Origin of the sequence: Hydrogenophaga electricum, from assembly GCF_030160815.1 — a bacterium.
Taxonomy (GTDB): domain Bacteria; phylum Pseudomonadota; class Gammaproteobacteria; order Burkholderiales; family Burkholderiaceae_C; genus Hydrogenophaga; species Hydrogenophaga electricum.
The window spans coordinates 1-21138 of sequence record NZ_BSPB01000057.1 but is presented as its reverse complement, the minus strand read 5'-3'; the positions used below and the strand labels follow the sequence as shown (position 1 = coordinate 21138).

Annotated in this window: 20 protein-coding genes and 3 pseudogenes; 8 read left to right on the top strand and 15 right to left on the bottom strand. The window is 66.0% G+C overall.

Going from position 1 to position 21138, the window contains the following annotated elements:
• Nucleotides 1–93 precede the first annotated feature (93 nt).
• Both QQK43_RS19945 and QQK43_RS19940 read left to right on the top strand, forming a co-directional pair.
• Nucleotides 94–1740 carry an ATP-dependent nuclease gene (locus QQK43_RS19945; RefSeq protein ID WP_348533545.1) on the top strand — a complete coding sequence of 549 codons (1647 nt, stop codon included), beginning with the start codon at nt 94–96 and terminating at the stop codon, nt 1738–1740.
• Nucleotides 1733–3166: a UvrD-helicase domain-containing protein gene (locus tag QQK43_RS19940; protein WP_284309190.1), complete on the top strand. Its 1434-nt coding sequence runs from the start codon at nt 1733–1735 to the stop codon at nt 3164–3166. The genes QQK43_RS19945 and QQK43_RS19940 overlap by 8 nt, the downstream gene beginning before the upstream one ends.
• Nucleotides 3167–3437: 271 nt before the next feature.
• Here QQK43_RS19940 and QQK43_RS19935 read toward each other — a convergent pair whose 3' ends face one another.
• The gene (locus tag QQK43_RS19935; protein ID WP_284309188.1) at nt 3438–3593 is read right to left on the bottom strand and encodes a hypothetical protein; all 156 of its coding nucleotides are present in this window, start codon (nt 3591–3593) and stop codon (nt 3438–3440) included.
• 110 nt (nt 3594–3703) lie between these two features.
• On the opposite strand from QQK43_RS19935, the pseudogene QQK43_RS19930 reads away from it, so the two are divergent.
• Nucleotides 3704–4117, top strand: a pseudogene (locus tag QQK43_RS19930) (VOC family protein).
• A 93-nt stretch (nt 4118–4210) separates the two neighbouring features.
• Here QQK43_RS19930 and hpaI read toward each other — a convergent pair.
• The 10 genes from hpaI to hpaR all read right to left on the bottom strand — a co-directional run bounded on the left by hpaI (nt 4211) and on the right by hpaR (nt 12768).
• Nucleotides 4211–5020: a 4-hydroxy-2-oxoheptanedioate aldolase gene (gene hpaI, locus QQK43_RS19925; protein ID WP_284309187.1), complete on the bottom strand. Its 810-nt coding sequence runs from the start codon at nt 5018–5020 to the stop codon at nt 4211–4213.
• Nucleotides 5017–6048, bottom strand: coding sequence for a 2-dehydropantoate 2-reductase (locus QQK43_RS19920; RefSeq protein WP_284309186.1), 1032 nt, complete (start codon nt 6046–6048; stop codon nt 5017–5019). Before QQK43_RS19920 ends, hpaI begins: the two co-directional genes overlap by 4 nt.
• Nucleotides 6045–6806, bottom strand: coding sequence for a class II aldolase/adducin family protein (locus QQK43_RS19915; RefSeq protein ID WP_234264650.1), 762 nt, complete (start codon nt 6804–6806; stop codon nt 6045–6047). Before QQK43_RS19915 ends, QQK43_RS19920 begins: the two co-directional genes overlap by 4 nt.
• A 19-nt stretch (nt 6807–6825) precedes the next feature.
• Complete coding sequence (gene hpaH / locus QQK43_RS19910; protein WP_284309185.1) at nt 6826–7653, bottom strand: 2-oxo-hept-4-ene-1,7-dioate hydratase; 828 nt, start codon at nt 7651–7653, stop codon at nt 6826–6828.
• A gap of 8 nt (nt 7654–7661) precedes the next feature.
• The gene (locus tag QQK43_RS19905; protein WP_284309184.1) at nt 7662–8108 is read right to left on the bottom strand and encodes a 5-carboxymethyl-2-hydroxymuconate isomerase; all 447 of its coding nucleotides are present in this window, start codon (nt 8106–8108) and stop codon (nt 7662–7664) included.
• A 2-nt stretch (nt 8109–8110) separates the two neighbouring features.
• The gene (gene hpaD / locus QQK43_RS19900; protein ID WP_234264647.1) at nt 8111–9037 is read right to left on the bottom strand and encodes a 3,4-dihydroxyphenylacetate 2,3-dioxygenase; all 927 of its coding nucleotides are present in this window, start codon (nt 9035–9037) and stop codon (nt 8111–8113) included.
• Nucleotides 9038–9391: 354 nt separating this feature from the next.
• Nucleotides 9392–10867, bottom strand: coding sequence for a 5-carboxymethyl-2-hydroxymuconate semialdehyde dehydrogenase (gene hpaE / locus QQK43_RS19895; protein ID WP_284309183.1), 1476 nt, complete (start codon nt 10865–10867; stop codon nt 9392–9394).
• Nucleotides 10864–11637 (bottom strand): fumarylacetoacetate hydrolase family protein, encoded by a 774-nt coding sequence (locus QQK43_RS19890; RefSeq protein WP_234264645.1) that lies wholly within the window; start codon nt 11635–11637, stop codon nt 10864–10866. The genes hpaE and QQK43_RS19890 overlap by 4 nt, the downstream gene beginning before the upstream one ends.
• Nucleotides 11634–12278, bottom strand: coding sequence for a fumarylacetoacetate hydrolase family protein (locus tag QQK43_RS19885; RefSeq protein ID WP_234264644.1), 645 nt, complete (start codon nt 12276–12278; stop codon nt 11634–11636). The genes QQK43_RS19890 and QQK43_RS19885 overlap by 4 nt, the downstream gene beginning before the upstream one ends.
• A gap of 7 nt (nt 12279–12285) precedes the next feature.
• Entirely contained in the window at nt 12286–12768 is a 483-nt protein-coding gene (gene hpaR / locus QQK43_RS19880; RefSeq protein ID WP_234264643.1) for a homoprotocatechuate degradation operon regulator HpaR, read from the bottom strand.
• A 79-nt stretch (nt 12769–12847) separates the two neighbouring features.
• On the opposite strand from hpaR, the pseudogene QQK43_RS19875 reads away from it, so the two are divergent.
• Nucleotides 12848–13909 (top strand): annotated as a pseudogene (locus QQK43_RS19875) (NAD(P)H-dependent flavin oxidoreductase); the annotation flags it as partial.
• A gap of 299 nt (nt 13910–14208) precedes the next feature.
• Here QQK43_RS19875 and QQK43_RS19870 read toward each other — a convergent pair.
• Entirely contained in the window at nt 14209–15306 is a 1098-nt protein-coding gene (locus QQK43_RS19870; protein ID WP_284309180.1) for a coiled-coil domain-containing protein, read from the bottom strand.
• A 119-nt stretch (nt 15307–15425) separates the two neighbouring features.
• Between QQK43_RS19870 and radA the strand changes: the two genes are divergently transcribed.
• The 4 genes from radA to QQK43_RS19850 all read left to right on the top strand — a co-directional run bounded on the left by radA (nt 15426) and on the right by QQK43_RS19850 (nt 18609).
• Nucleotides 15426–16889, top strand: a complete 1464-nt coding sequence (gene radA / locus QQK43_RS19865) for a DNA repair protein RadA (protein ID WP_234264641.1) — start codon at nt 15426–15428, stop codon at nt 16887–16889.
• A 54-nt stretch (nt 16890–16943) separates the two neighbouring features.
• A complete protein-coding gene (locus tag QQK43_RS19860) occupies nt 16944–17366 on the top strand; it encodes a glycerate kinase (protein WP_284309179.1) in 423 nt (140 codons plus the stop codon).
• A gap of 83 nt (nt 17367–17449) precedes the next feature.
• On the top strand, nt 17450–18388 hold the full coding sequence (locus QQK43_RS19855; RefSeq protein WP_284309178.1) for a branched-chain amino acid transaminase: 939 nt from the start codon (nt 17450–17452) through the stop codon (nt 18386–18388).
• Nucleotides 18389–18402: 14 nt separating this feature from the next.
• The gene (locus QQK43_RS19850; RefSeq protein WP_234264638.1) at nt 18403–18609 is read left to right on the top strand and encodes a zinc-finger domain-containing protein; all 207 of its coding nucleotides are present in this window, start codon (nt 18403–18405) and stop codon (nt 18607–18609) included.
• A 310-nt stretch (nt 18610–18919) separates the two neighbouring features.
• Here the strand turns inward: QQK43_RS19850 and QQK43_RS19845 are convergent, their stop codons facing one another.
• From QQK43_RS19845 to QQK43_RS19835, 3 genes and pseudogenes are all read right to left on the bottom strand, one after another.
• Nucleotides 18920–20185 carry an ATP-binding protein gene (locus QQK43_RS19845; protein ID WP_284309177.1) on the bottom strand — a complete coding sequence of 422 codons (1266 nt, stop codon included), beginning with the start codon at nt 20183–20185 and terminating at the stop codon, nt 18920–18922.
• Nucleotides 20182–20901 carry a response regulator gene (locus QQK43_RS19840; RefSeq protein ID WP_234264712.1) on the bottom strand — a complete coding sequence of 240 codons (720 nt, stop codon included), beginning with the start codon at nt 20899–20901 and terminating at the stop codon, nt 20182–20184. The genes QQK43_RS19845 and QQK43_RS19840 overlap by 4 nt, the downstream gene beginning before the upstream one ends.
• A 136-nt stretch (nt 20902–21037) precedes the next feature.
• Nucleotides 21038–21138: pseudogene (locus QQK43_RS19835) on the bottom strand (IS481 family transposase); the annotation flags it as partial.

The window sequence follows — 21138 nt, the reverse complement described above, 5'->3', positions numbered from 1 at the left end:
CGAGTTCGAGGCCAACTACTATCGCACTCTTGAGCAGCAGGCCACGTCGGCCTGACTCAAGCCAACGGGCCTCCGTGAAACCCGGGGCGGTTCATTCCAACATCGGACATCTTCTGTCTCATTGGGAAGGGCGACTCGTCCAAATCCACGATCCTTGAGGCAATCAGGTATGCGTTCTATCCCCAGTGGAACCTGACTCTCAACGACTCGGATTTCTACCAGGGCAAGGTAGAAAACGCCATCGTCGTTGAGGTGTCCATCGGCGATCTCGTTGAAGACTTCGTCTCCCTCCAAAAATACGGCCAGTACCTGCGAGGTTGGGACGCGAAGACCGGGATGCTCGTTGACGAAGCCGACGACGCCCTTGAATCCGTCCTGACAATCCGCTTCACGGTCGGCAAGGACTTGGAGCCTAAGTGGCTGGTGGTTTGTGATCGCAATCCTGACGGTGTGCCCTTCAAGCAGGCTGATCGCAACAAGGTCAGCGTGGGCCTGATCGGAGCCTATAGCGAAAGGCAACTTTCATGGGCGACAGGCACGGCCTTGGCAAAGCTCACTGAAGCGCAGAGCCTGAACGAGTTGCTTGCCAATGCTTCAAGGACGGCCCGCACCTCGCTTGACGCTGACAGGCCCAACACGCTGAAGAACTTTGACGCTGCTGCCGTGAAGTCTCAGGAGGTCGCCAAGATTTTGGGTGTGCCCGTCGTAGAAGCCTACAAGGCCCACCTGGACCTGAGTTCGGTGAACCTGAAGGTCGGTGGTCTTGCTCTTCATGACGGCGACATTCCGCTTCGCCAATTGGGGCTGGGGTCACGGCGAATGCTGTTGTGCGGCATTCAGAAAATGGGGCTTGAAGAGGGCCATGTGACTCTCTTTGACGAGGTTGAATTCGGGCTTGAGCCTCACCGCATTTCTCGGCTCCTGAAGCATGTGAGGGAGGACAAGCGGGGTCAGTATTTCTTGACCACCCATTCACCTGTCGTGCTTCGTGAGCTCACCGTCAATGAGCTCTACATAGTTCACAGCAAGGCTGGCACTGTACGGGTCATTCCCGCCTTCTGTGAAGGCTTGGTTGCCCACGAGGCACAGGGGAAGATTCGATCCAGCGCTGAAGCCTTCCTGTCTAAGAAGGTCGTAGTCTGTGAAGGGGCCACGGAAGTGGGTTTCCTCAGAGGCTTTGACGACTACCAGTTCGGGAAAGGAAAGGATCCGTTCTCATACCAAGGCGTGTCCTTGTTGAACGCTGGTGGTGCGAGCAAGATCAAAGCATTGGCCGAAGCCTTCAAGCTGCTTGGCTATGAGGTCTGCGTGCTTGCTGACGGAGACGCCGAGAAACAGTTCTCGCCCGCACATGAAGCTGAGTTGAGAGACAAAGGCATTCCGGTTCATGTGTGGACCGACAAGCTCTCGTTGGAGGAGCGGGCCTTTCAAGACTTGCCATGGGCGAGTGTGATCGCAAGTGTGAAACTAGCCCAAACCGTTCCCAGCTTGACCGTCTATGCCAACGTGCGTTCCAAGTACCTGAAGGAACTCAGTGAAGACGTTGACACGTGGGCGGAAAGTGCCGATCTGAGACTTGCCATCGGGAAGGCTGCGAAGAGTTGCGACTGGTTCAAGGACATCACCCGAGGGGACTTGTGGGCTCAGGCTATCAGTCCTTCTTTCGGTGATCCCGATTTTTCGAAGAAGGACATTCTTGTGAAGCTCTTCAAGCTCTGGGAATGGGCTGAGCATGTCTGAAGAACTGGCAATCAAGCTCGGTGAATGCGCCGGCAAGGGATATGTCATCGCTCCTGCTGGTTACGGCAAGACGCACCTGATTGCCATGGCGGTGAAGGTGGGCACCCACCGTCAGTTGATCTTGACTCACACGTTCGCCGGGATCAATTCCATCAAGACGAAGATGAGCACCCTCGGTGTTCCTGCGTCCCGGTACCAGATTGACACCATTGCCAGTTGGTCACTTCGCCTCTGCCTCGCTTACCCGAAGAATTCTGGGTGGAAGATTGAAAACCCGACTAGCAAGCAGTGGGCGACGCTCTACGAGGCATGTTCAAACCTGCTGAAAAAGGACTTTGTTCGCCGTGCCGTCAAAGCCACCTACGCGGGCGTCTATGTGGACGAGTACCAAGATTGTTCGGATCTGCAGCACGGTCTTGTATGCGCGTTGGCCGAAATGCTGCCAACCCGCATTCTGGGTGATCCCATGCAGGCCATTTTCGACTTTGACGACGCCAAGCCCGTGGACTGGGACACCAGCATCTATCCGCACTTCGCCTGCTTGGGTCAGTTGGAGAAGCCATGGCGTTGGGTCAATGCGGGACAGCCGTTGTTGGGTGCATGGCTCAAGGCCGCAAGAAAAACCTTGGAGCAGGGTCAGAAGATTGACCTCATGAACGGCTTGCCTGCATGCGTTAAACGGGCCTACACCGATCCCCAGTACCTACCCAACAAGCAGTACGCGATTCTCTGTGAGCACTTGGGCAACACCGCCTCCGTGATTGCCTTACACGGCGGGGATCAGGAATCCAAGAACAAGACCCACCGTCTGGCTCGTACCATGGGAGGCCGGTTCTCATCAATTGAGGAAGTGGAGGGCAAGGCGCTCTTCTCGTTCGTCAAGAAGCTCGATTCCGCCAAGACCACGAAGGCCAGGTTCCTTCACGTCGTGGATTTCGCCAAGGACTGCTTCACCGGTGTCGACAAGACGCTGACCGCTGGCACCAAGCTCGGCAACATTGCCAAGCAGACGAAGGCCACGAAGTATCCCGAGTTGCTGGCGGCCGCGAACCTGTACCTCACGACGCCGATGAGCAAGAACCTCAAAGCCTTCATCTTGCTGCTGAAGGACAACCCTGAGACCGCGGCCTACCGGCGGGATCTGCTCTACCGCTTCATGAGCGTCCTAGAACTGCACATAGGTGGGTCAGCGGCGACGTTCCTTGAATCCGCGAACCTGTACCAGAGGCAGATGCGGCACACGGGCAGGCCGATCAGGCACCAGAAGCTCATCGGCACGACGTTGCTGGTCAAGGGACTCGAGTACGACCATGCTGTGATCTTGGACGCCGACTCGCTCGGTACCAAAGATCTTTATGTCGCCATGACGAGGGGTGCGAAGTCGCTGACGATCATTTGCAGCGGCAGAAGTTTGCCGGGCGTCTAGGGTTGCCGTTGCCAAGAAGCTGCGGTTGCGAGGCACGAAACTTTTCGGGTGGACCGTCTCCGCATCGCTGCAAGCGATTGAAAACGGCAATGCTTGCGGCTCATATGCCCTGTCTCACGAATACCGGTCTCTTGAACCTTGGACGTCAACGACTGTTTTCAGCCTGTTCCCGCCACTCAACGCACTGTAGAAGTGGCTTGTAGTTGGCGCGGCATCGGTGCAAACATCCAACGAAAACTACCAGCCGTTCAATACCCGCCCGACACCGAGGTCACGCTGTTGGCGGCGCGCCCTTGAAGCGCCAAACCAAGAAACTGGCGGCCTTGACCAGAAGCGTCGTGCCCACCGCCACCACGACGAACAGCGCGCCCGCGTCGAGGTACTGCTGCGCCAACGCCGGGTCGGTGGCGAGGTTGCTCTTCTCCACCTCGGAATGACCAGGTCGGACGTGCAAAACCCTTCCACAAATAACTGTATACATGTACAGTTCTGTAGTGCCTTCTTGCACACCAAATACCCCCACTCAAGGACCCCACCATGCTCGACCACATGACGTTTCGCGTGACGAACATCGCCAAGGCCAAGGCCTTCTACAGCGCGGCCCTGGCGCCGCTGGGCTACAGCGTCTGCTTTGAAGGGAACTACGGTTCCAACATGGTCGGCTTTGCCTACCCGGACGCCGCCGAGCCCGACGGCAAGAAGGCCGACGTGTGGTTCATCGACGGGCCTTCGCCCTACGGCGGGCCACCGGCCACATCGGGTTGCCATCTGGCGTGGCGCGCCAGCAGCCGCGCGCAGGTGGACGCCTTCTACAAGGCTGCCCTGGCCGCTGGCGGCAAAGACAACGGCGCGCCCGGCCTGCGCCCGGACTGACACCCCAACTACTACGGCGCCTTCGTGATCGACCCAGAGGGCAACAACATCGAAGCCGTCTGCCACCTGCCCGAGTAAGTGGCGAGAAAAAATCTTCAGACGCCCGATTTTTTTCTTCAGAAACCGAGGCCTCGAAGATTTTTTTCTTCAGATTTGGCGCCAAGTCGGCGCTCAGTACCCGCCCGAAGGCACAGCCGGCCCCTTGGTGGCGCCCGCGCTGAACCGCTGAACGAGGCTGCTCGCCGCCTTCACCAGCAGCGTCGTGTCCACCCCCACCGCCACGAACAGCGCGCCCGCGTCGAGGTACTGCTGCGCCAGCGCCAGGTCGGTGGCGAGGATGCCGGCGGCCTTGCCGGCGGCGCGCACGGTGGCGATGCCTTCGAGGATGACTTTCTGCACTTCGGGGTGGCCGGGCTGGCCGCGGTGGCCCATGCTGGCCGAGAGGTCGGCCGGGCCGAAGAACACGCCGTCCACGCCCTCGGTTTCGGCGATGGCTTGGAGGTTGTTCACCGCGGTCACGGTCTCGGCCTGCACGAGCAGGCACATCTGGTCATTCGCCTGGTTCAGGTAGTCGTCGACCTGGTTCCAGCGCGAGGCGCGCGCCAGTGCCGCGCCCATGCCACGGATGCCTTCGGGCGGGTAGCGCATGGCCTGGACCATGAGTGCAGCCTGTTCGGCGGTGTCGATCATCGGGATCAGCAGGGTCTGCGCGCCGATGTCGAGGTATTGCTTGACCAGGGCCACGTTGCCTTCGACCGCGCGCACCACCGGGTGTGTGGCTGCATAGGGCGCGACGGCGCGCAGCTGTTCGAGCACGCTGCGCGGATCGTTGGGCGCGTGCTCGCCATCGATCAGCAACCAGTCAAAACCGCAGCCGGCCAGGGCCTCGGCCACGTCGGGGCTGGCGAAGCCGACCCAGCAGCCGATCTGCGGCCGGCCGGCTTTCAGGGCGTCGCGGAAGGCGTTCTGGGGGATCTTCATGGTGTCTGGGTCGGTTCGGGGTAGAGGCCGCGCATTTGCCCGGCCAAACGGGTCAGGCCCATGAGCGCGTCCATGTTGGGCGTGGCTTCGCCCAGGTGCTGGCCGATCTCGCGCACGGCGCCGACCAGGGCGTCGAGCTCGATGGGGCGGCCGGCTTCCACGTCCTGCAGCATCGAGGTCTTGAACGAGCCGAGCTTGCGGGTGACGGCGTGGCGGTCTTCGGGGTTCTGGTCGATGGGAATGCCGATGCGCGCGCCGATGGCCTGCGCCTCGCGCATCACGGCGCTGCAGAAGCCGCGCACGAGTTCGTCGTCGAGGATGCGGTCGCAGGGGGCGCCGGTGATGGCCGAGACCGGGTTCATGGTCATGTTGCCCCAGAGCTTGAACCAGATGTCGCGCTGGATGCGTTCGGACACCGTGACCCCGAAGCCGGCCTGCGTCAGCAGTTGGTCCAGCGCCTGCAGGCGCGGCGAGACACCGCCCGCAGGCTCGCCGATGATGAGCTGGTTGTTCTTGATGCGTTCGATGCGGGCGGGCTGGGGCGCGGCGGCGCTGGCGTGCACCACGCAGCCGATGACCTGCGATGTGGGGATGTTCATAGCGGTCGCACCACCGGGATCGACCGCATTCAATTGCAGGCCGGCGGCCTCGCCCGGCAGGCCATCAAAGAACCACCAGGGAACGCCGTTCATGGCGACCAGCACCACCGTGTGCGGCCCCATGAGCGCGCGCACGGCGGGCGCGACCACGGGCATGGCCGGGCCCTTGACCGAAACGATCACCAGGTCCTGCACGCCCAGGCTGGCCGGGTCGTCGCTGGCGTTCACCGGCACGCGGTGTTCGGCACCATCGCCATCGACCCAGGTCAGGCCCTGATCGCGCAAGGTGCGTAGCGTGTTGCCGCGTGCCACGGCCGAAAGCTGGATCTGCCCGGCCGGCAGGCGCGAGCCGAGCCAGCCGGCGAACAGGCCGCCGATGGCGCCGACGCCCACGATGGCCACTTTCTGGAAAACAGGGGTATCACTCATGCGCGGTAGCCCGGGTCGATGCGGTCGATCAGGCGCTGCATGGCGGCGAAGGAATCTTCACCGGCGCCATATTTCGGATTGAAGTTGAGCGAGTCTCGCACACAGCCTTCGAGCACCGGCACCGGAATCTGGCGCTGTTGGCCCAGCGTGGCCGAGGCCACCTGGATCTCGCACGCGCGCTGCACCAGCCACATGAGGTTGAAGGCCTGCGCCAGTGTGTGACCGATGACCACAGGGCCGTGGTTGCGCAGCAGCAGCACCGGTTTTCCGTTGGCGCTGGCGAGGATGCGTTGCCCTTCTTCCAGGTGCACGGTGATGCCCTCGAAGTCGTGGTAGGCGACCTTCTCCCAGAGCTGCGCGGCGTAGAAGTTGGTGAAGCTCAGGCCTTCTTCGCTGCAACACACGGCCATGGTCGGCGTGGTGTGCACATGGATCACGCAGTGCGCGTCGGGCAGCGTGGCGTGGATGGCGCCGTGGAAGGTGAAGCCGGCCGGGTTGATCGGCCAGTCGTGATTGCCGATGATGTTGCCGTCCACGTCCACCTTGACCAGGTTGGACGCAGTGACCTCGGTGTAGTGCAGGCCGAAGGGGTTGATGAGGAAGTGCTCGTCGGGCCCGGGCACGCGCAGCGAGATGTGGTTGTAGATCAGCTCGGCCCAGCCCAGGTGGGCAAAGATGCGGTAGCAGGCGGCGAGCTGCACGCGCGCGGCCCATTCGGCGTCGCTGAAGCGGGCGGGTTTGAGGAAGGCGTCGGCCATTCGGGTCTCCTTCGGTCGATCAGATGAACTTGAACTTCAAACAGCCCAGCGGGCCGTAGTCCGCCTCGAACAGGTCGCCCGCTTTCGCCGCCACCGGCCGCGTGAAGCTGCCGGCCAGCACGATCTCACCCGCTTCCAGCCCTTCGCCCCAGGGCGCCAGTTTGTTGGCCAGCCAGGCGATGCCGATGGCGGGGTCGCCCTGCACGCCAGCGGCCAGGCCCGTCTCTTCGACCGCGCCGTTCTGCCGCAGGATGGCGCCGCACCAGGGGCGGTTGGTGGCGTGCGGGTCAGCGCGGAAGGCCGGGTCACCCGCACCGATCACGATGCCGGCGTTGGCCGCGTTGTCGCTGATGGTGTCGTAGACCTTGCGCATCACCTTGGTGTGGCGGTCGAACTGCTCGATGCGCGCGTCGATGATCTCGATGGCGGGGGTGATGTGGTCCGTCGCCGCGAGCACGTCGTCCACCGTCACGTTCGGTCCGGCCAGCGGCGCCTTGAGCACGAAGGCCAGTTCGACCTCCACGCGCGGCGCGATGAAGTTCTTCACCGGAATCTCCAGCACCTCACCCGCTTTCGCGGTGTAGAGCATGTCGTCGAGCAGGGTGCCGTAGTCGGGCTCGTCGATCTGGCTGCTGATCTGCATGGCGCGGCTGGTCAGGCCGATCTTGTGACCGATGACCTTTTTGCCGGCAGCCTTCTCCAGATCCACCCAGGCGCGGCCGATGCGGTAGCCGTCTTCGACGGTCATGCCGGGGTGGCGCTTGGAGAAGTGCTCGACCTGGGTGCGGGTCTGCTGGGCGTGTTGCAGCTCGGCGGCGAGCTGCTGGACAAGGGTGTCGTCGAACATGGGACTACTCACTTCTTCGGAAACAGGGGATGCAGCGAGCTGGTCTTGGCGTCGAAGACCTCGTGGCCTTCGTCCACCTGCACGGTGATGCCGATGGGACGGCGGGCGAGTTGCTCGGCGAACCGGGTTTTCACCACCGCGTGCAGCGCTGCGCCCACCCGCTGGTGCACGGCAGCGCTGCGGCCCCGACCCATGCGCAGGTTCAGGTAGACAAACGCGTAGTCGCCCCCCATGCCCGCCGCCTCACCGGCGGCGCCACCATCCGACACCGCGCAGTGCGCGGCCGGGTAGGCCAGCACGCGCGTGCCCCCGGTGGGGAAGACCTGTTGGTCCTGCTCGTCGCGCACCGCCAGCATGGCGTCTGCCAGGGCACGGCACAGGCCGCGCATGTCGGCCCCCCCCTGGTCCAGGGGCTGGTCGAGGTTGGGGGTGTAGAGGATGACGAGATGGGGCATGTTCAGAGTCTCGTGGCCACCGAGGTGTAGCCGTCCGCGCGCGAGGCCACGGCTGGCGGAATGGCCGCGCCGCTGACCGGCAGCACCGGGAACAGCACATTCATCTGGCCGGTACCGCTGGCGCCGAAGTACGGCGTGACGACATCCGCCTGCCCGGTGTATTCGCTCCAGCCCAGCACGCCGAGCATCATGGCCGTGTCGTGCATGAAGCCTTCACCGTGGCCCTTGCTGGCGTACTCGGGCAGCATCTCGCAGAAGGCCTTCCACTCGCCAGCCTTCCACATGCGGATGACCTCCTGGTCCAGGTGTTCGAGGAAGGGGCTCCAGATCTTGAACGCGAACTCGGGCGCGAGGCCGTTCTGCGCGAAGCGGTGGCTGAGGCTGCCGCTGGCGAGGAACGCCACCGTGCCGTCGTAATGCTCTTCAACGGCCTTGCGCATGGCCCAGCCGAGGCGGGCGCTGTCGTTGAGGTAGTGCGAGGTACACAGGGCCGAGACCGAGACCGCCTTGAAGTGCTGGTCGGCGTTCATGTACCGCATGGGCACGAGGGTTCCGTACTCGGGGCCGAGCGTGGTGGCGTGGTGGGCCAGGGTTTCGACGCCGTGTTCATTGGCCACCTTCGCCAGCAGTTGGCCGAGCTCGGGGTTGCCGGGGATGGCGTAGCCCATGTTGCTGATGAAGTGCGGCAGTTCGTTGCTGGTGTAGGTGCCGGACCAGTGGGGCGCGCAGTTGAGGTGGTAGTTGGCGTTGACAAGCCAGTGGGTGTCGAAGACGACGATGGTGTCGACGCCCAGTGCCTTGCAGCGGCGCGCAATCTCTTTGTGGCCGTCGATGGCATCCTGGCGGGTACCTTTGCGCGGGCCGTCGAGTTCGCTGAGGTACATCGAGGGGACGTGGGTGATCTTGCCGACCAGTGCTACTTTGCCCATTTGGCTTGTCTCCGGTTTGTTGCCGTGGTGTTGGTGCCGTTGCTCGGCTGGCGTTTGTTCTGAGAAGGCGGCGATGGGTGTGTGCCTCCGCTCATGTCCCCCGGGTTTTGCTGCACAAAACCCTCCTCCTTTACTTCGCTGCGGCACACACCCATCACCGCCTTCTCGCTGCGCATCGGTTCTCCACCGGTTCGCGCCAACATCGCTTCTGGCTCGGAGGACCGGGGTACCCGGTGCAGCGAAGTAAAGGAGGAGAAACGGGCAAAGCCCGTTTCGGGGGACATGAGCGGAACCGGGTACCCCGGTCCTCCGAGCCCGCCCAGGTAGAAGAGCGAAACAGCAGAGGAGCGCAAATCAAACACCCCAATGAGGAATGTGATGCGACCCCATGGACACCGCGACGTTCTTGGGCTCCAGGAACACCTCGTAACTCCAGGTCCCGCCCTCGCGTCCGGTCCCCGAGGCCTTGGTGCCACCAAACGGCTGCCGCAGATCCCGCACGTTCTGCGAGTTCACGAAACACATGCCCGCTTCGATCGAAGCCGCCACCCGATGCGCCTTGCCGATGTTCTCCGTCCAGACATAGCTCGACAGCCCGTACTGGATGTCGTTGGCGATGCGGATCGCGTCCGCCTCGTCCTTGAACGGGATCAGGCAGGCCACGGGGCCGAAGATCTCGTCCTGCGCGATCTTCATGCGGTTGTCCACGTCAGCGAACACCGTCGGCCACACGTAGTTGCCAGCCGCCACATGCGCCGGCAGCTCGGCCGCATACGACGGCCGGTCGATGCCACCACACAGCATCGTCGCGCCCTCCTTCGGGCCCAGTTCGATGTAGCTGCGCACCTTGGCCAGATGCGCCTGGCTGATCATCGGGCCGATGGTGGTCTTCTCATCCAGCGGGTCGCCCACCACGATGCGCTTGGCGCGCTCGGTGAACTTCGCCACGAAGTCGGCGTAGATGCTCTGCTGCACCAGGATGCGCGAGCCGGCTGTGCAGCGCTCGCCGTTGTTGCTGAAGATCATGAACACGGCGGCGTCCAGCGCGCGGTCCAGGTCGGCGTCGTCGAAGATCACGAACGGGCTCTTGCCGCCCAGCTCCATGCTGAACTTCTTCAAGCCCGCGGCCTTGACGATGCGGTTGCCGGTCGCGGTGGAGCCGGTGAAGCTGATGGCGCGCACGTCGGGGTGGGCACACAGCGGCTCGCCCGCTTCCTTGCCGAAGCCGTGCACGACGTTGAGCACACCGGCCGGGATGCCGGCTTCCAGCGCCAGCTCGCCCAGGCGCGCGGCGGTCAGCGGGCTGAGTTCGCTCATCTTGAGCACCGCCGTGTTGCCGAAGGCCAGACAGGGCGCCACCTTCCAGGTGGCGGTCATGAAGGGCACGTTCCACGGGCTGATGAGTGCGCAGACACCGACCGGGTGGAACAGCGTGTAGTTCAGGTGCGTGGGCGTGGGGTAGGTGTGGCCGTCGACCCGGGTGCACATCTCGGCGAAGTAATAGAAGTTGTCCGACGCGCGCGGGATCAACTGCTTGCCGGTCTGCGCGATCACCTGGCCGGTGTCTTCGGTCTCGGTCTTCGCGATCTCGGGCACGTGCTTGGCGATCAGGTCGCCCAGCGCGCGGATCTTCTTGGCGCGCTCGGTCGCGGGCAGGCCTGCCCAGGCGGGAAAGGCGTCCTTGGCCGCCTGCACCGCGGCATTGACCTCGGCCTCGGTGCCCGAAGCGACTTCGGCGAGCACGCCTTGCGTGGCGGGGTTGATCGTTTCGAAGTAATCGGTGCCGGCAACCGCTTTGCCGTTGATGAGGTGATCGATGCGTTGCGTCATGCCTTGCTTTCGGAGGTGATGGTGTTGGTGAGCGAGCCGATGCCATCGATCTCGGTGACGATCACGTCGCCCGGCTGGCAGTCGACCACGCCGTCGGGAGTGCCGGTCAGGATGAGGTCGCCAGGCATGAGCGTCATGAAGCCGCTGAAGTATTCGATCAGCGTGGCGACGTCGAAGATCATGTCTTTCGTGTTCCCCTGCTGTGTGAGCTTCCCGTTGACGGTGGTGCGCAGCGCGAGGTTCATGGGGTCGGGCACATCGGCCGCGTCCACCAGCCAGGGGCCGATGGGGGTGCAGGTGTCGCGGTTCTTGACCCGGAGGTTGGGGCGGTACCAGTTTTCCAGATAGTCGCGGATCGCGTAGTCGTTGGCCACCGTGTAGCCAGCGACGTATTGCAGGGCGTCGGCAGTCTTCACGCGTTTGGCGGGCCGGCCGATCACCACCGCCAGCTCACATTCGTAGTGCATGAAGTTCACGCCGTCGGGCCGCACGGTGAAGGCGCGGTGGCCGATGAGCGAGGCCTCGCCCTTGACGAAGGCCAGCGGTTCTTCGGGCGCCTTGAAGGCGAGTTCCTTGGCGTGGTCGGCGTAGTTCAGGCCCAGTGCCAGCACGGTGCGCGGACGGTTGATCGGCGACAGCGGTGGCAGCCAGACCACTTCGTCAAAGCCGACGCGCCGGCCTTGGAAAGTGGGTGTGAGCAGTTCGAGTTCGCCGCGGTTCTCGACGGCGTCGTGGACCGCGCCGGCCCAGGCAATGCGGGCTCTTTTCATGCGTTCTCTCCCACAAAACCATTGACCAGCGGGCTGAAGCCCGTCGCGGTGATCTCGACCGAATCCCCCCTTTTCACCCGCGGCCGCGAACCGTCGTCCAGGCAGTCGGTGCCGACCATCAGCACGTCGCCGGCCCGCATCGACTGGAAGGCGTTCACGTCGGCCCACAGCGTGGCCACGTCGCGCACCAGGTCGGCCAGGGCGGTGCGCTGGCGCATCACGCCATCCACGCGCAGCTCCAGCACCAGCGCGGCGAGTTCGCCCAGGTCCGTGACCGGCCGCACCGCGCCCCCCACACCCAGGAAACCGTCCACGCAGCGGTACTTGACCGGCGGGCGGTAGTAACTTTCGTGCGCAATGGCCACGTCGTTCAGCAGCACCGCACCCGCCACCACACCGCCCTCGCCGGCCACCAGCCCCAGGCTGGCCGCGACCTCGACTTCGGCCACGCCCCCGGGCAGCGCGATGGGCTGACCAGCGCGCGTGAAGGTGTTCGCGGTCTTGATGTAGAGCACCGGGGCCTGTGGCGGCGACTTGTAGGGCGCCTCGTGCATGCGCGGCGCCCACAGCGCGTGTTCGCGCCGGAAGTTCAGCAGCGTGCCGTAGACGGTGCCACCAGGAAGATAGGGTTGGGGATTCATGCGGGTTTCATTCCTCGATCTGGTCGGCCTCGACACCCCCCGGTGCCTCCAGCGCGATCACGTCGTCCAGCAGGTCGTACAGCTGCGCCAGGCGCTGCTTGCCCAGTTGCGCCTCCATCCACTGGTAGTGCGATTCGATGGTCTGGGACAGCGCGCGCACCAGCTCCAGCCCTGCGGGCGTGGCGCGCACCACGGTGCGGCGCGCGTCCTGCGGGCAGCGGTTGCGGGCGATCAGGCCGTCGCGCTCCATGCGGTTGAGCACGCCGGTCAGGCTGGGGCCGAGCAGCAGTGCCTCGCGCGCCACGCGGCCGGTTTCGACGCCGGCCGGCTCGCGCGCGTGCTCACCCAACACGCGCAGCACGCGCCACTGCTGGTCCGACAGGCCGTGCTCGCGCAGACTGGGGCGGGTGTGCTGCATCACGGCCTCGCGCGCTTCGAGCAGCAGGCGCGGCAGGTTGCGGTGGACAAAGGATGGGTTGGGCTCGCTCATTTATTTAATATATTAAATGATTGCCGACCCCCACCCATCCGGGTTAACCCTGAAGGCTGCCGGGCGCGACAATGCCGCCATGCCATCGACCGCCCCCACCCCCCTGCACACGCTCCTGACCCACGGCCCCCTGCTGCTGCAAGCCCCCATGGCGGGCTCCCAGGGTTCGGCGCTGGCCCTGGCGGTGTGCCAGGCCGGCGGCATCGGCGCGCTGCCCGCCGCGATGCTCGCGCCCGAAGCGCTGACGCAGGAGCTGACCCGGCTGTCGCAAGGCACCAACCGGCCATGGAACGTCAACTTCTTCTGCCACACGCCGCCCGAGCCCGACGCGGCGCGCGAAGCCCGCTGGCGCGAGACCCTGGCGCCCTTTTACGCCGAGGCGGGGCTGGACATCGACGCCGTGCCGGCGGGCGCGGGCCGCGTGCCCTTCAGCCACACCGTGGCCGATCTGGTGGAGCCGTTCCGCCCGCCCATCGTGAGCTTCCATTTCGGCCTACCGGCACCCGACCTGCTGGCCCGCGTCAAGGGCTGGGGCAGCGTGGTGCTGTCGTCGGCCACCACCGTGGAAGAAGCCCTCTGGCTCGAAGCCCACGGCGTCGATGCCGTGATCGCACAGGGTATCGAGGCCGGCGGCCACCGCGGCATGTTCCGCACCGACGACCTCACAACCCAGGTCGGCACCTTCGCCCTGCTGCCGCAAATCGTGGCGGCGGTGAACGTGCCGGTGATCGCCGCCGGCGGCATCGCCGACGCGGCCGGCGTGCGCGCCGCGCTGGCGCTGGGCGCGGCCGGCGTGCAGGTGGGCACGGCCTACCTGTGCAGCGACGAGGCGCTGACGTCCCCCATCCACCGCGCCGCGCTGCAAAGCGAGGCGGCCCGCCACACCCAGCTGACCACGCTGTTCAGCGGCCGGCCGGCGCGTGGCATCGTCAACCGCTTGATGCGCGAACTGGGGCCGCTGAACCCGGCCGCACCCGCCTTCCCGACCGCCACCGCCGCCATCGCGCCGCTGCGCGCGCATGGGGAAAAACAGGGCAGTGGCGATTTTTCACCGCTGTGGAGCGGCCAGAACGCCCGTGGTTGCCGCAGCGCACCGGCCGCCGACATCACCCGCGAACTGCTGCAGGGCTTTCCGGCGGTGGCCCGCCACGTGGTGATCTTTCGCGCCACGGCCCGGGCGCTCGATGCCGAATACAGCGCCACCGCCGCCCAATTGCGCGAACTGGCGCTCACCCGGTTCGGCTGCCTGGATTTCGTGGCCGTGACCGAAGGCGATCAGGAAGTGGCCCTGTCCTACTGGCCCGACGAGGCCAGCATCCGCGCCTGGAAGCAGCACGCCGATCACCTGATGGCGCAGCAACTCGGCCGCGAGCGCTGGTACGCCGGCTACTCGGTGGAAGTCGCCGCCATCACCCGGCACTACCACCGGCCCGCGCCGGCTCAGGCGTAGTCGTCCGGATCGCGGTCCGCCCGCACCGGGCGCGGCGCCTCGCGCTGGCGGTTGAGCCAGCGCTTGAGGCCCGCGGTGTCTTCAGCCTGCGCCAGATCCTGGTCCAGCTGCGCCACGGTCGATTCCAGTGCCGCCACCTGCGTCAGCAGGTGCTGTCTCAGCGTGTTCGCATTGGCCACCTGACCGTGCGGCAGTTCGAATTCGGCCGCCAGCTGGCCCTGCCGGGCCGCCCGCTCGCGCTCCAGCCCGGCCACCTGCTGCTTGAGCAGCAGGGTCAGCGCGGCCAGGCGGTCGTCGGCCAGGCGCGAGACCGCAGCCGGATCGGCCAGTTCGGCGCGCAGCTGGATCTGCATCAGCGTGACCAGGTCCTTGCGCGCGTAGGCGGTGTTGGCCTCGCTCATCAACGCCGTCTTGCGCAGGCGCTCGGTCTCGTCGGGCTCGCGGTCAGGGTGCAAGGCACTGGCGAGCTGGCGAAACAGGGTGCGCAACTGGGTGTCGGCGTCGGCCGCCTGGGCCTGTGCCTCGACCTGCCGCGCGCCCGGCTTCTGCCGCGCCTTGCGGGCCTCGGCCTTGGCCTGGCGGCGCGCCTGGGCTTCTTCGCGCGCGGCGCGCCAGCGTGCCAGGCCTTCGCGCACCACGTCCTGCGCCGACAGCGGATCGCCATCGGTTGCGAGCGACTCGCCCAGCACCGCCTCCAGGCGCGCACGCATCGCGTCGGCCGCTGCCTGCCGCTTCTGGGCCAGGGTCTGGCGGCTGTGCCGGTCGTGCAACGCGGCCATGTCGGCGTGCCCCTCGTCGGCAAGCGACTGCGCCAACGCACACAGCGCGTCGGTGGCCGTGGCCTGCTGCGCACGGCTCAGCGCCTGGCTCTGCAGGTGCCCTTCGAGCGCCAGGGCCAGGGCGCGCCGCTGCGCCTGCTGGCGCTGGCGCAGCGGCGCCAGCCAGCGGTGCCGTTCGACCCGGTGCGACTGCCCCAGGGCGTCCAGTTCGTCCAGTTGCGCCTTCAGCTTGTCGACGCGGGTCAGTTGCAGATTGAAGGCGCGGGCTGCGGCCGACAGCGGCCGCTCGCCCGGGGCCAGGGCCTGCAAGGCGGTGGCGGGAGCAAGGGCATTCGAGGCAGAGGAACGAGGAGCGGACACAGTGTTGGCGTGAAGAGGGCACCGCCCCTGATCGGGCCGGGCGGGGTGTCGACTATATTGCCGGCCACATGGCCAAAGACAAAACTTCCTTCATCTGCAACGAGTGCGGCGGCACCAGCCCGCGCTGGCTGGGCAAGTGCCCGGCCTGCGGCGCCTGGAACACGCTGGTGGAATCGGTGGCCGAAAGCGCCGGCACCGGCAAGAACCGCTTTGCCTCGCTGGCACCGGCCAGCGCCGTGACCACCCTGGCCGACATCGAAGCCACCGACGTGCAGCGCACGCCCACCGGCCTGGGCGAACTCGACCGCGTGCTCGGCGGTGGTGTGGTCGAGGGCGGCGTGGTGCTGATCGGCGGCGACCCGGGCATCGGCAAATCGACCCTGCTGCTGCAGGCGCTGGATGCGCTGCAGAAGCAGTCGCTCGGCGCGCGCCACGCCGCCGGGCCGCCCCAAGGCGTGGCAGCCCCCTCGGGGGGCAGCGGACCACGCGCAGCGGGGGAGCGTGGGGGCGACACTTTGTATGTGACCGGCGAAGAAAGCGGCGCGCAGGTGGCGCTGCGCTCGCGCCGGCTCGGGCTGGACGGCTCGCAGGTGAAGGTGCTGGCCGAAATCCAGCTGGAAAAGATCCTGGCCACGCTGCAGGCCCAGCAACCGGCCATCGCGGTCATCGACTCGATCCAGACCGTGTATTCCGAACAGCTCACCAGCGCGCCCGGCTCGGTGGCCCAGGTGCGCGAATGCGCGGCCCACCTCACGCGCGCGGCCAAGGCCTCGGGCACGGCCATCGTGCTCGTGGGCCACGTGACCAAGGAGGGTGCGCTGGCCGGTCCGCGCGTGCTGGAGCACATGGTCGACACCGTGCTGTACTTCGAGGGCGACACGCATTCGAGCTACCGCCTGATCCGCGCCATCAAGAACCGCTTCGGCGCGGTCAACGAGATCGGCGTGTTCGCCATGACCGAAAAAGGTCTCAAGGGCGTGAGCAACCCGAGCGCGATCTTTCTGTCGCAACACGCCGAGCCGGTGCCCGGCAGTTGCGTGCTGGTCACGCTCGAAGGCACGCGGCCGATGCTGGTGGAAATCCAGGCGCTGGTGGACAGCGGCGGCCCCTCGCCGCGGCGCCTGTCGGTGGGGCTGGACCGCGACCGCCTGGCGATGTTGCTGGCAGTACTGCACCGCCACGCCGGCGTGGCCTGCATGGACCAGGACGTGTTCGTCAACGCCGTGGGCGGCGTGCGCATCAGCGAGCCAGCGGCAGATCTCGCGGTGATGCTGGCCATCACCTCCAGCCTGCGTGGCAAGGCACTGCCCAAAGGCTTTATCGCCTTCGGCGAAGTGGGCCTGGCTGGCGAGGTGCGCCCGGCCCCGCGCGGTCAGGAGCGCCTGAAGGAAGCGGCCAAACTCGGCTTCAGCGTGGCGGTGGTGCCCAAGGCCAATGCGCCCAAGAAGAACGACAAGGCCTTCGAGGGGCTGACCATCCACGCGGTCGAGCGCATCGAAGACGCCATGAACCTGGTGCGCAGCCTGGGCTGATCCCTAAGCAGAAACCGCAGACCCGGCCGTGCCGGCTGCCACGACAATACCGGCATGAATTTCCAGCGTTTTCTGGTTCCTTTGCTTGTGATCGGCCTGCTCGTGATGGCCTGGCACAACTGGGGCTGGCCCGGCGTGGCCGCCGCCGGTGGTGGCGTGCTGATGTGGCTGCTGCTGCACTTCACCCGGCTCATGTCGGTCATGAAGCGCGCCGCGGAAAAGCCGGTGGGCTGGGTCGCCAGCGCGGTCATGCTCAACGCCAAGCTCAAGCCCGGCATGAGCCTGATGCACGTGATCGGCCTGACCCGTGCGCTGGGCGAACAGGTCTCGGCCGAGGGTGAACAGCCCGAGCGCTACCGCTGGACCGACAACGGCCAGTCCTCGGTCACCGTGCGCGTGCACCAGGGCAAGGTGCTCGACTGGGAACTGGTGCGCCCGCCCGAGCCCCCGGAATCCGACGGCACCAGCGGCACCTGAGACCCGCCCAGCCGCCCTAAAATGGGGGTTTTGGCCGCGCCGCGCCGGTGTCTGGCCACCCACCCGAGCAGACAAGGACCCCCATGAGCCCCGTGATTCCCTCGATGTCCGACCGTGACGGCAAGATCTGGATGGACGGCCAGATGGTCGACTGGCGCGACGCCAAGATCCATGTGCTGACCCACACGCTGCACTACGGCTGCGGCGCCTTCGAGGGCGTGCGCGCCTACAACACGGTGGATGGCACCGCCATCTTCCGCCTGGAAGAGCACACCGACCGCCTGTTCAACAGCGCCAAGATCCTGCGCATGCCCATGCCCTTCACCAAGGAGCAGGTCAACGAAGCCCAGAAGGCCGTGGTGCGCGAGAACAAGCTGGAAAGCTGCTACATCCGCCCGCTGATCTGGATCGGCGACAAGAAGCTGGGCGTCAGCCCCAAGGGCAACACCATCCACGTGATGGTGGCGGCCTGGGCCTGGGGCGCCTACCTGGGCGAAGAGGGCCTCAAGCGCGGCATCCGCGTCAAGACCAGCAGCTACACGCGCCACCACGTCAACATCACCATGACGCAGGCCAAGGCGGTGAGCAACTACAGCAACTCCATCCTGGCCAACATGGAAGCCACGGACGACGGTTACGACGAGGCCCTGCTGCTCGATTCCGCCGGCTTCGTGTCCGAAGGCGCGGGCGAGAACATCTTCGTGATCAAGAACGGCGTGATCTACACGCCCGATCTGTCGGCCGGCGCCCTCAACGGCATCACCCGCAATACCGTCTTCCACATCGCCAAGGACCTGGGCCTGGAGATCGTGCAAAAGCGCATCACGCGCGACGAGGTCTACATCGCCGACGAGGCTTTCTTCACCGGCACCGCCGCCGAGGTCACGCCGATCCGCGAACTCGACCGCATCGAACTGGGTACCGGCAGCCGCGGCCCGATCACCGAGAAGATCCAGAGCGCGTTCTTCGACATCGTCAACGGACGCAATCCCCAGTACGCCCACTGGCTGGCCAAGGTCTGAAACGGAGTCCCGCCATGAGCAAGCTCGACGTCGAACTGACCGCCCAGGACCTCAACGCCCATGGTGGCGTGTTCTGCCCCAACCCCAAGGCCGACATGAAGTTGTGGAACGGGCATCCGCGCGTGTTCCTCGATGTGGCACGCACCGGACAGGCCAAGTGCCCGTATTGCGGCACGGTCTACCGGCTCAAGGCGGGCGAAGTGGTCGCCCACGGCCACTGAGGCGGCTGCGCCATCGCTCCAGAGACGCCTTTGGGCGTCTTTTTTTTGGCCGCGCACCCGCGTCGGGGCAAAAAAAAGCCACCCGAAGGTGGCTGTAAGTCCTTGGAAGGACGTCGTTGGGAGACCTGATCAAACGAACGCTGTCGTTGACACGAAAGGTTTGCCGGTTCTGTTCTGCTTGGGCGTTGTGACAGCAACGAAGCCATTGTGCTTCGGCTTCGCCGGCGCGAACATCCCCCATTTGGGGGATTTATGAATACTTTGTGATGCATATAACGCCCCTGCGGCCGCATCACCACCGCCTCAGCGATCAGGTCAGGGGCAGGGTCACCACAAAGCGGGCACCCCCGCTGGCCGCCGCTTCGCAACGCACCGAACCCCCATGCCGCTGCGCGATCGAGCGCACCAGAGACAGACCCAGACCCACCCCACCTTCGCGCTCGCTGGCACCGGGCAAGCGGTAGAACGGCTCGAAGATCCGGCTGCGCAGCGCGGGGGGCACGCCCGGCCCGTGGTCGTCAACCGTCAGCACGGCGTGTGCCACCCCTGCGCCAATCGGCGGCTCGACCTGAATGCCCAGGCTCACCGCCGCCTGCCCTTCGGGCAGCGGCTCGGCCGGGGTGCCGTAGCGGCGGGCGTTCTCCAGCAGGTTGCGCACCAGCCGGCGCAACAGGCGGGCATGCCCCTGCACCAGCACCGGGGTGGCACCGCTGGCGATCTCCAGGTCGGCTCCGGTCCGGGCGCACTCTTCCGCCGCCAGCCCGACCAGATCGATCTCTTCCGTGGGCCCGACCGCCGACGCGTCGTTGGCGTCGCGCATGTCCAGACGACTGGCCAGCAGGATTTCGTCGATCAGTTGGTCCAGCTCCTCGATGCTGCGCGAGATCTCGGCCCGCTGGACGGCCGTCGACGGGTCGCGCCCGAGCAGTTCCAGCCCCATGCGGATGCGCGCGAGCGGCGAGCGCAATTCGTGCGAGGCGTTGGCCAGCAAGGTCTTGTGCGAAAGCAACAGACTCTGCACCCGCTCTGCCGAGGCGTTGAAGCGCTCGGCCAGAAAGGCCACCTCGTCGTGCCCCTGGACCGGCAGGCGGGTGGACAGATCGCCATCGCCCCAGCGCTCCACCCCTTTCTGCAGGCCTTCGAGCCGTTTCGTCAGGCGCCGCACGATGGGGTAGGCCCCCAGCGCCACCGCCAGCCCGACCAGGCCGAGCGTCCAGGCAAAACCCGGGGGCGACTGCAGCCAGGCCTGCGTGCGCCGGCTCGAAGGCGGCGCACCGGCCGGGCGCGGTGGCCGGGGCAGCTGCACATACAGCGTCTGCCCATCGCGCATGATGACCTGGAATTCCCAGCCTTCCCCGGGGACGCGGACCGCGCGCGCCGGCGCCTGGCCCACCACCTCACCCGCTGCGTCGCGCAGGATGATCTCGCGTTCGGCCAGCCGGCTTTCGTTCTGCTGCCGCTCCCGATCCAGCGCGAGCTGCCATAGCCAGCCCACCACCAGCGTGAGCACCGCGACGGCCAGCACGATGGCCGCCCAGATGCGCAGGTACAGCTTCTGCCCGAGGCGGCTGTTCATTCCTGCTGCTTGGCAAACACGTAACCCACGCCACGCACCGTGAGGATGCGTTTGGGGTTCTTGCTGTCTGCCTCGATGGCGTTGCGGATGCGGCCGATGTGCACGTCAATGGACCGGTCGAAGGCTTCGAGTTCGCGCCCGCGCACGGCTTCCATGATCTGGTCGCGTGTGAGCACGCGACCGGCGCGCTCGGCCATGGCCACCAGCAGGTCGAACTGGTAGGAGGTCAGCTCGCAGGGCTGCTCGGCCACGGTGACGGTGCGGGCGTCGCGGTCGATGTCGAGCGAGCCGAAACGCAGCAGCGGTGTGGTGCGGGTGGCGGCGGTGGTGGTGCCGGCATCGCTGCGACGGCGCAGCACCGCGCGGATGCGGGCCAGCAGCTCGCGCGGTTCGAACGGTTTGGGCAGGTAGTCGTCGGCACCGAGCTCAAGCCCGATGATGCGGTCCATCGGGTCGCCCTTGGCCGTTAGCATGAGCACCGGCACCCGCGCCTGGCCGTTGGGCAGCGCCCGGATGCGCCGGCACACTTCCAGCCCGTCGATGCCCGGCATCATCAGGTCCAGAATCACCAGTTCGGGCTGCACCAGAGCCAGCTGTTCGAGCCCGGCTTCGCCATCGGCCGCGTGGGTCACTTCAAAGCCCGACTGGCCCAGATAGGCGGTCACCATCTGTGCCAGCCGCGCATCGTCTTCGATCATCAGCAATCGCGCGTTCATGTGATCCAGTGTAGCGACGTCCATGCCGCCATGATCGATGGCCCACGTCACGCGCCGATCAAGCGTTTGTATCGTTTGTGTAAAGCCGGTGGCGGTCTGTCACCCTGGCCGGCGGGCACCGCCCACCGAGGCGTGGCTAGCTGTTGAGTTGCAATAGATTGTTCCCGGAGAGCCGGGATGCTGGAGGCTTGTAGCCCAGTGCCGAGTGAGGCCTGCGGGCGTTGTAGTAGGCCAGGA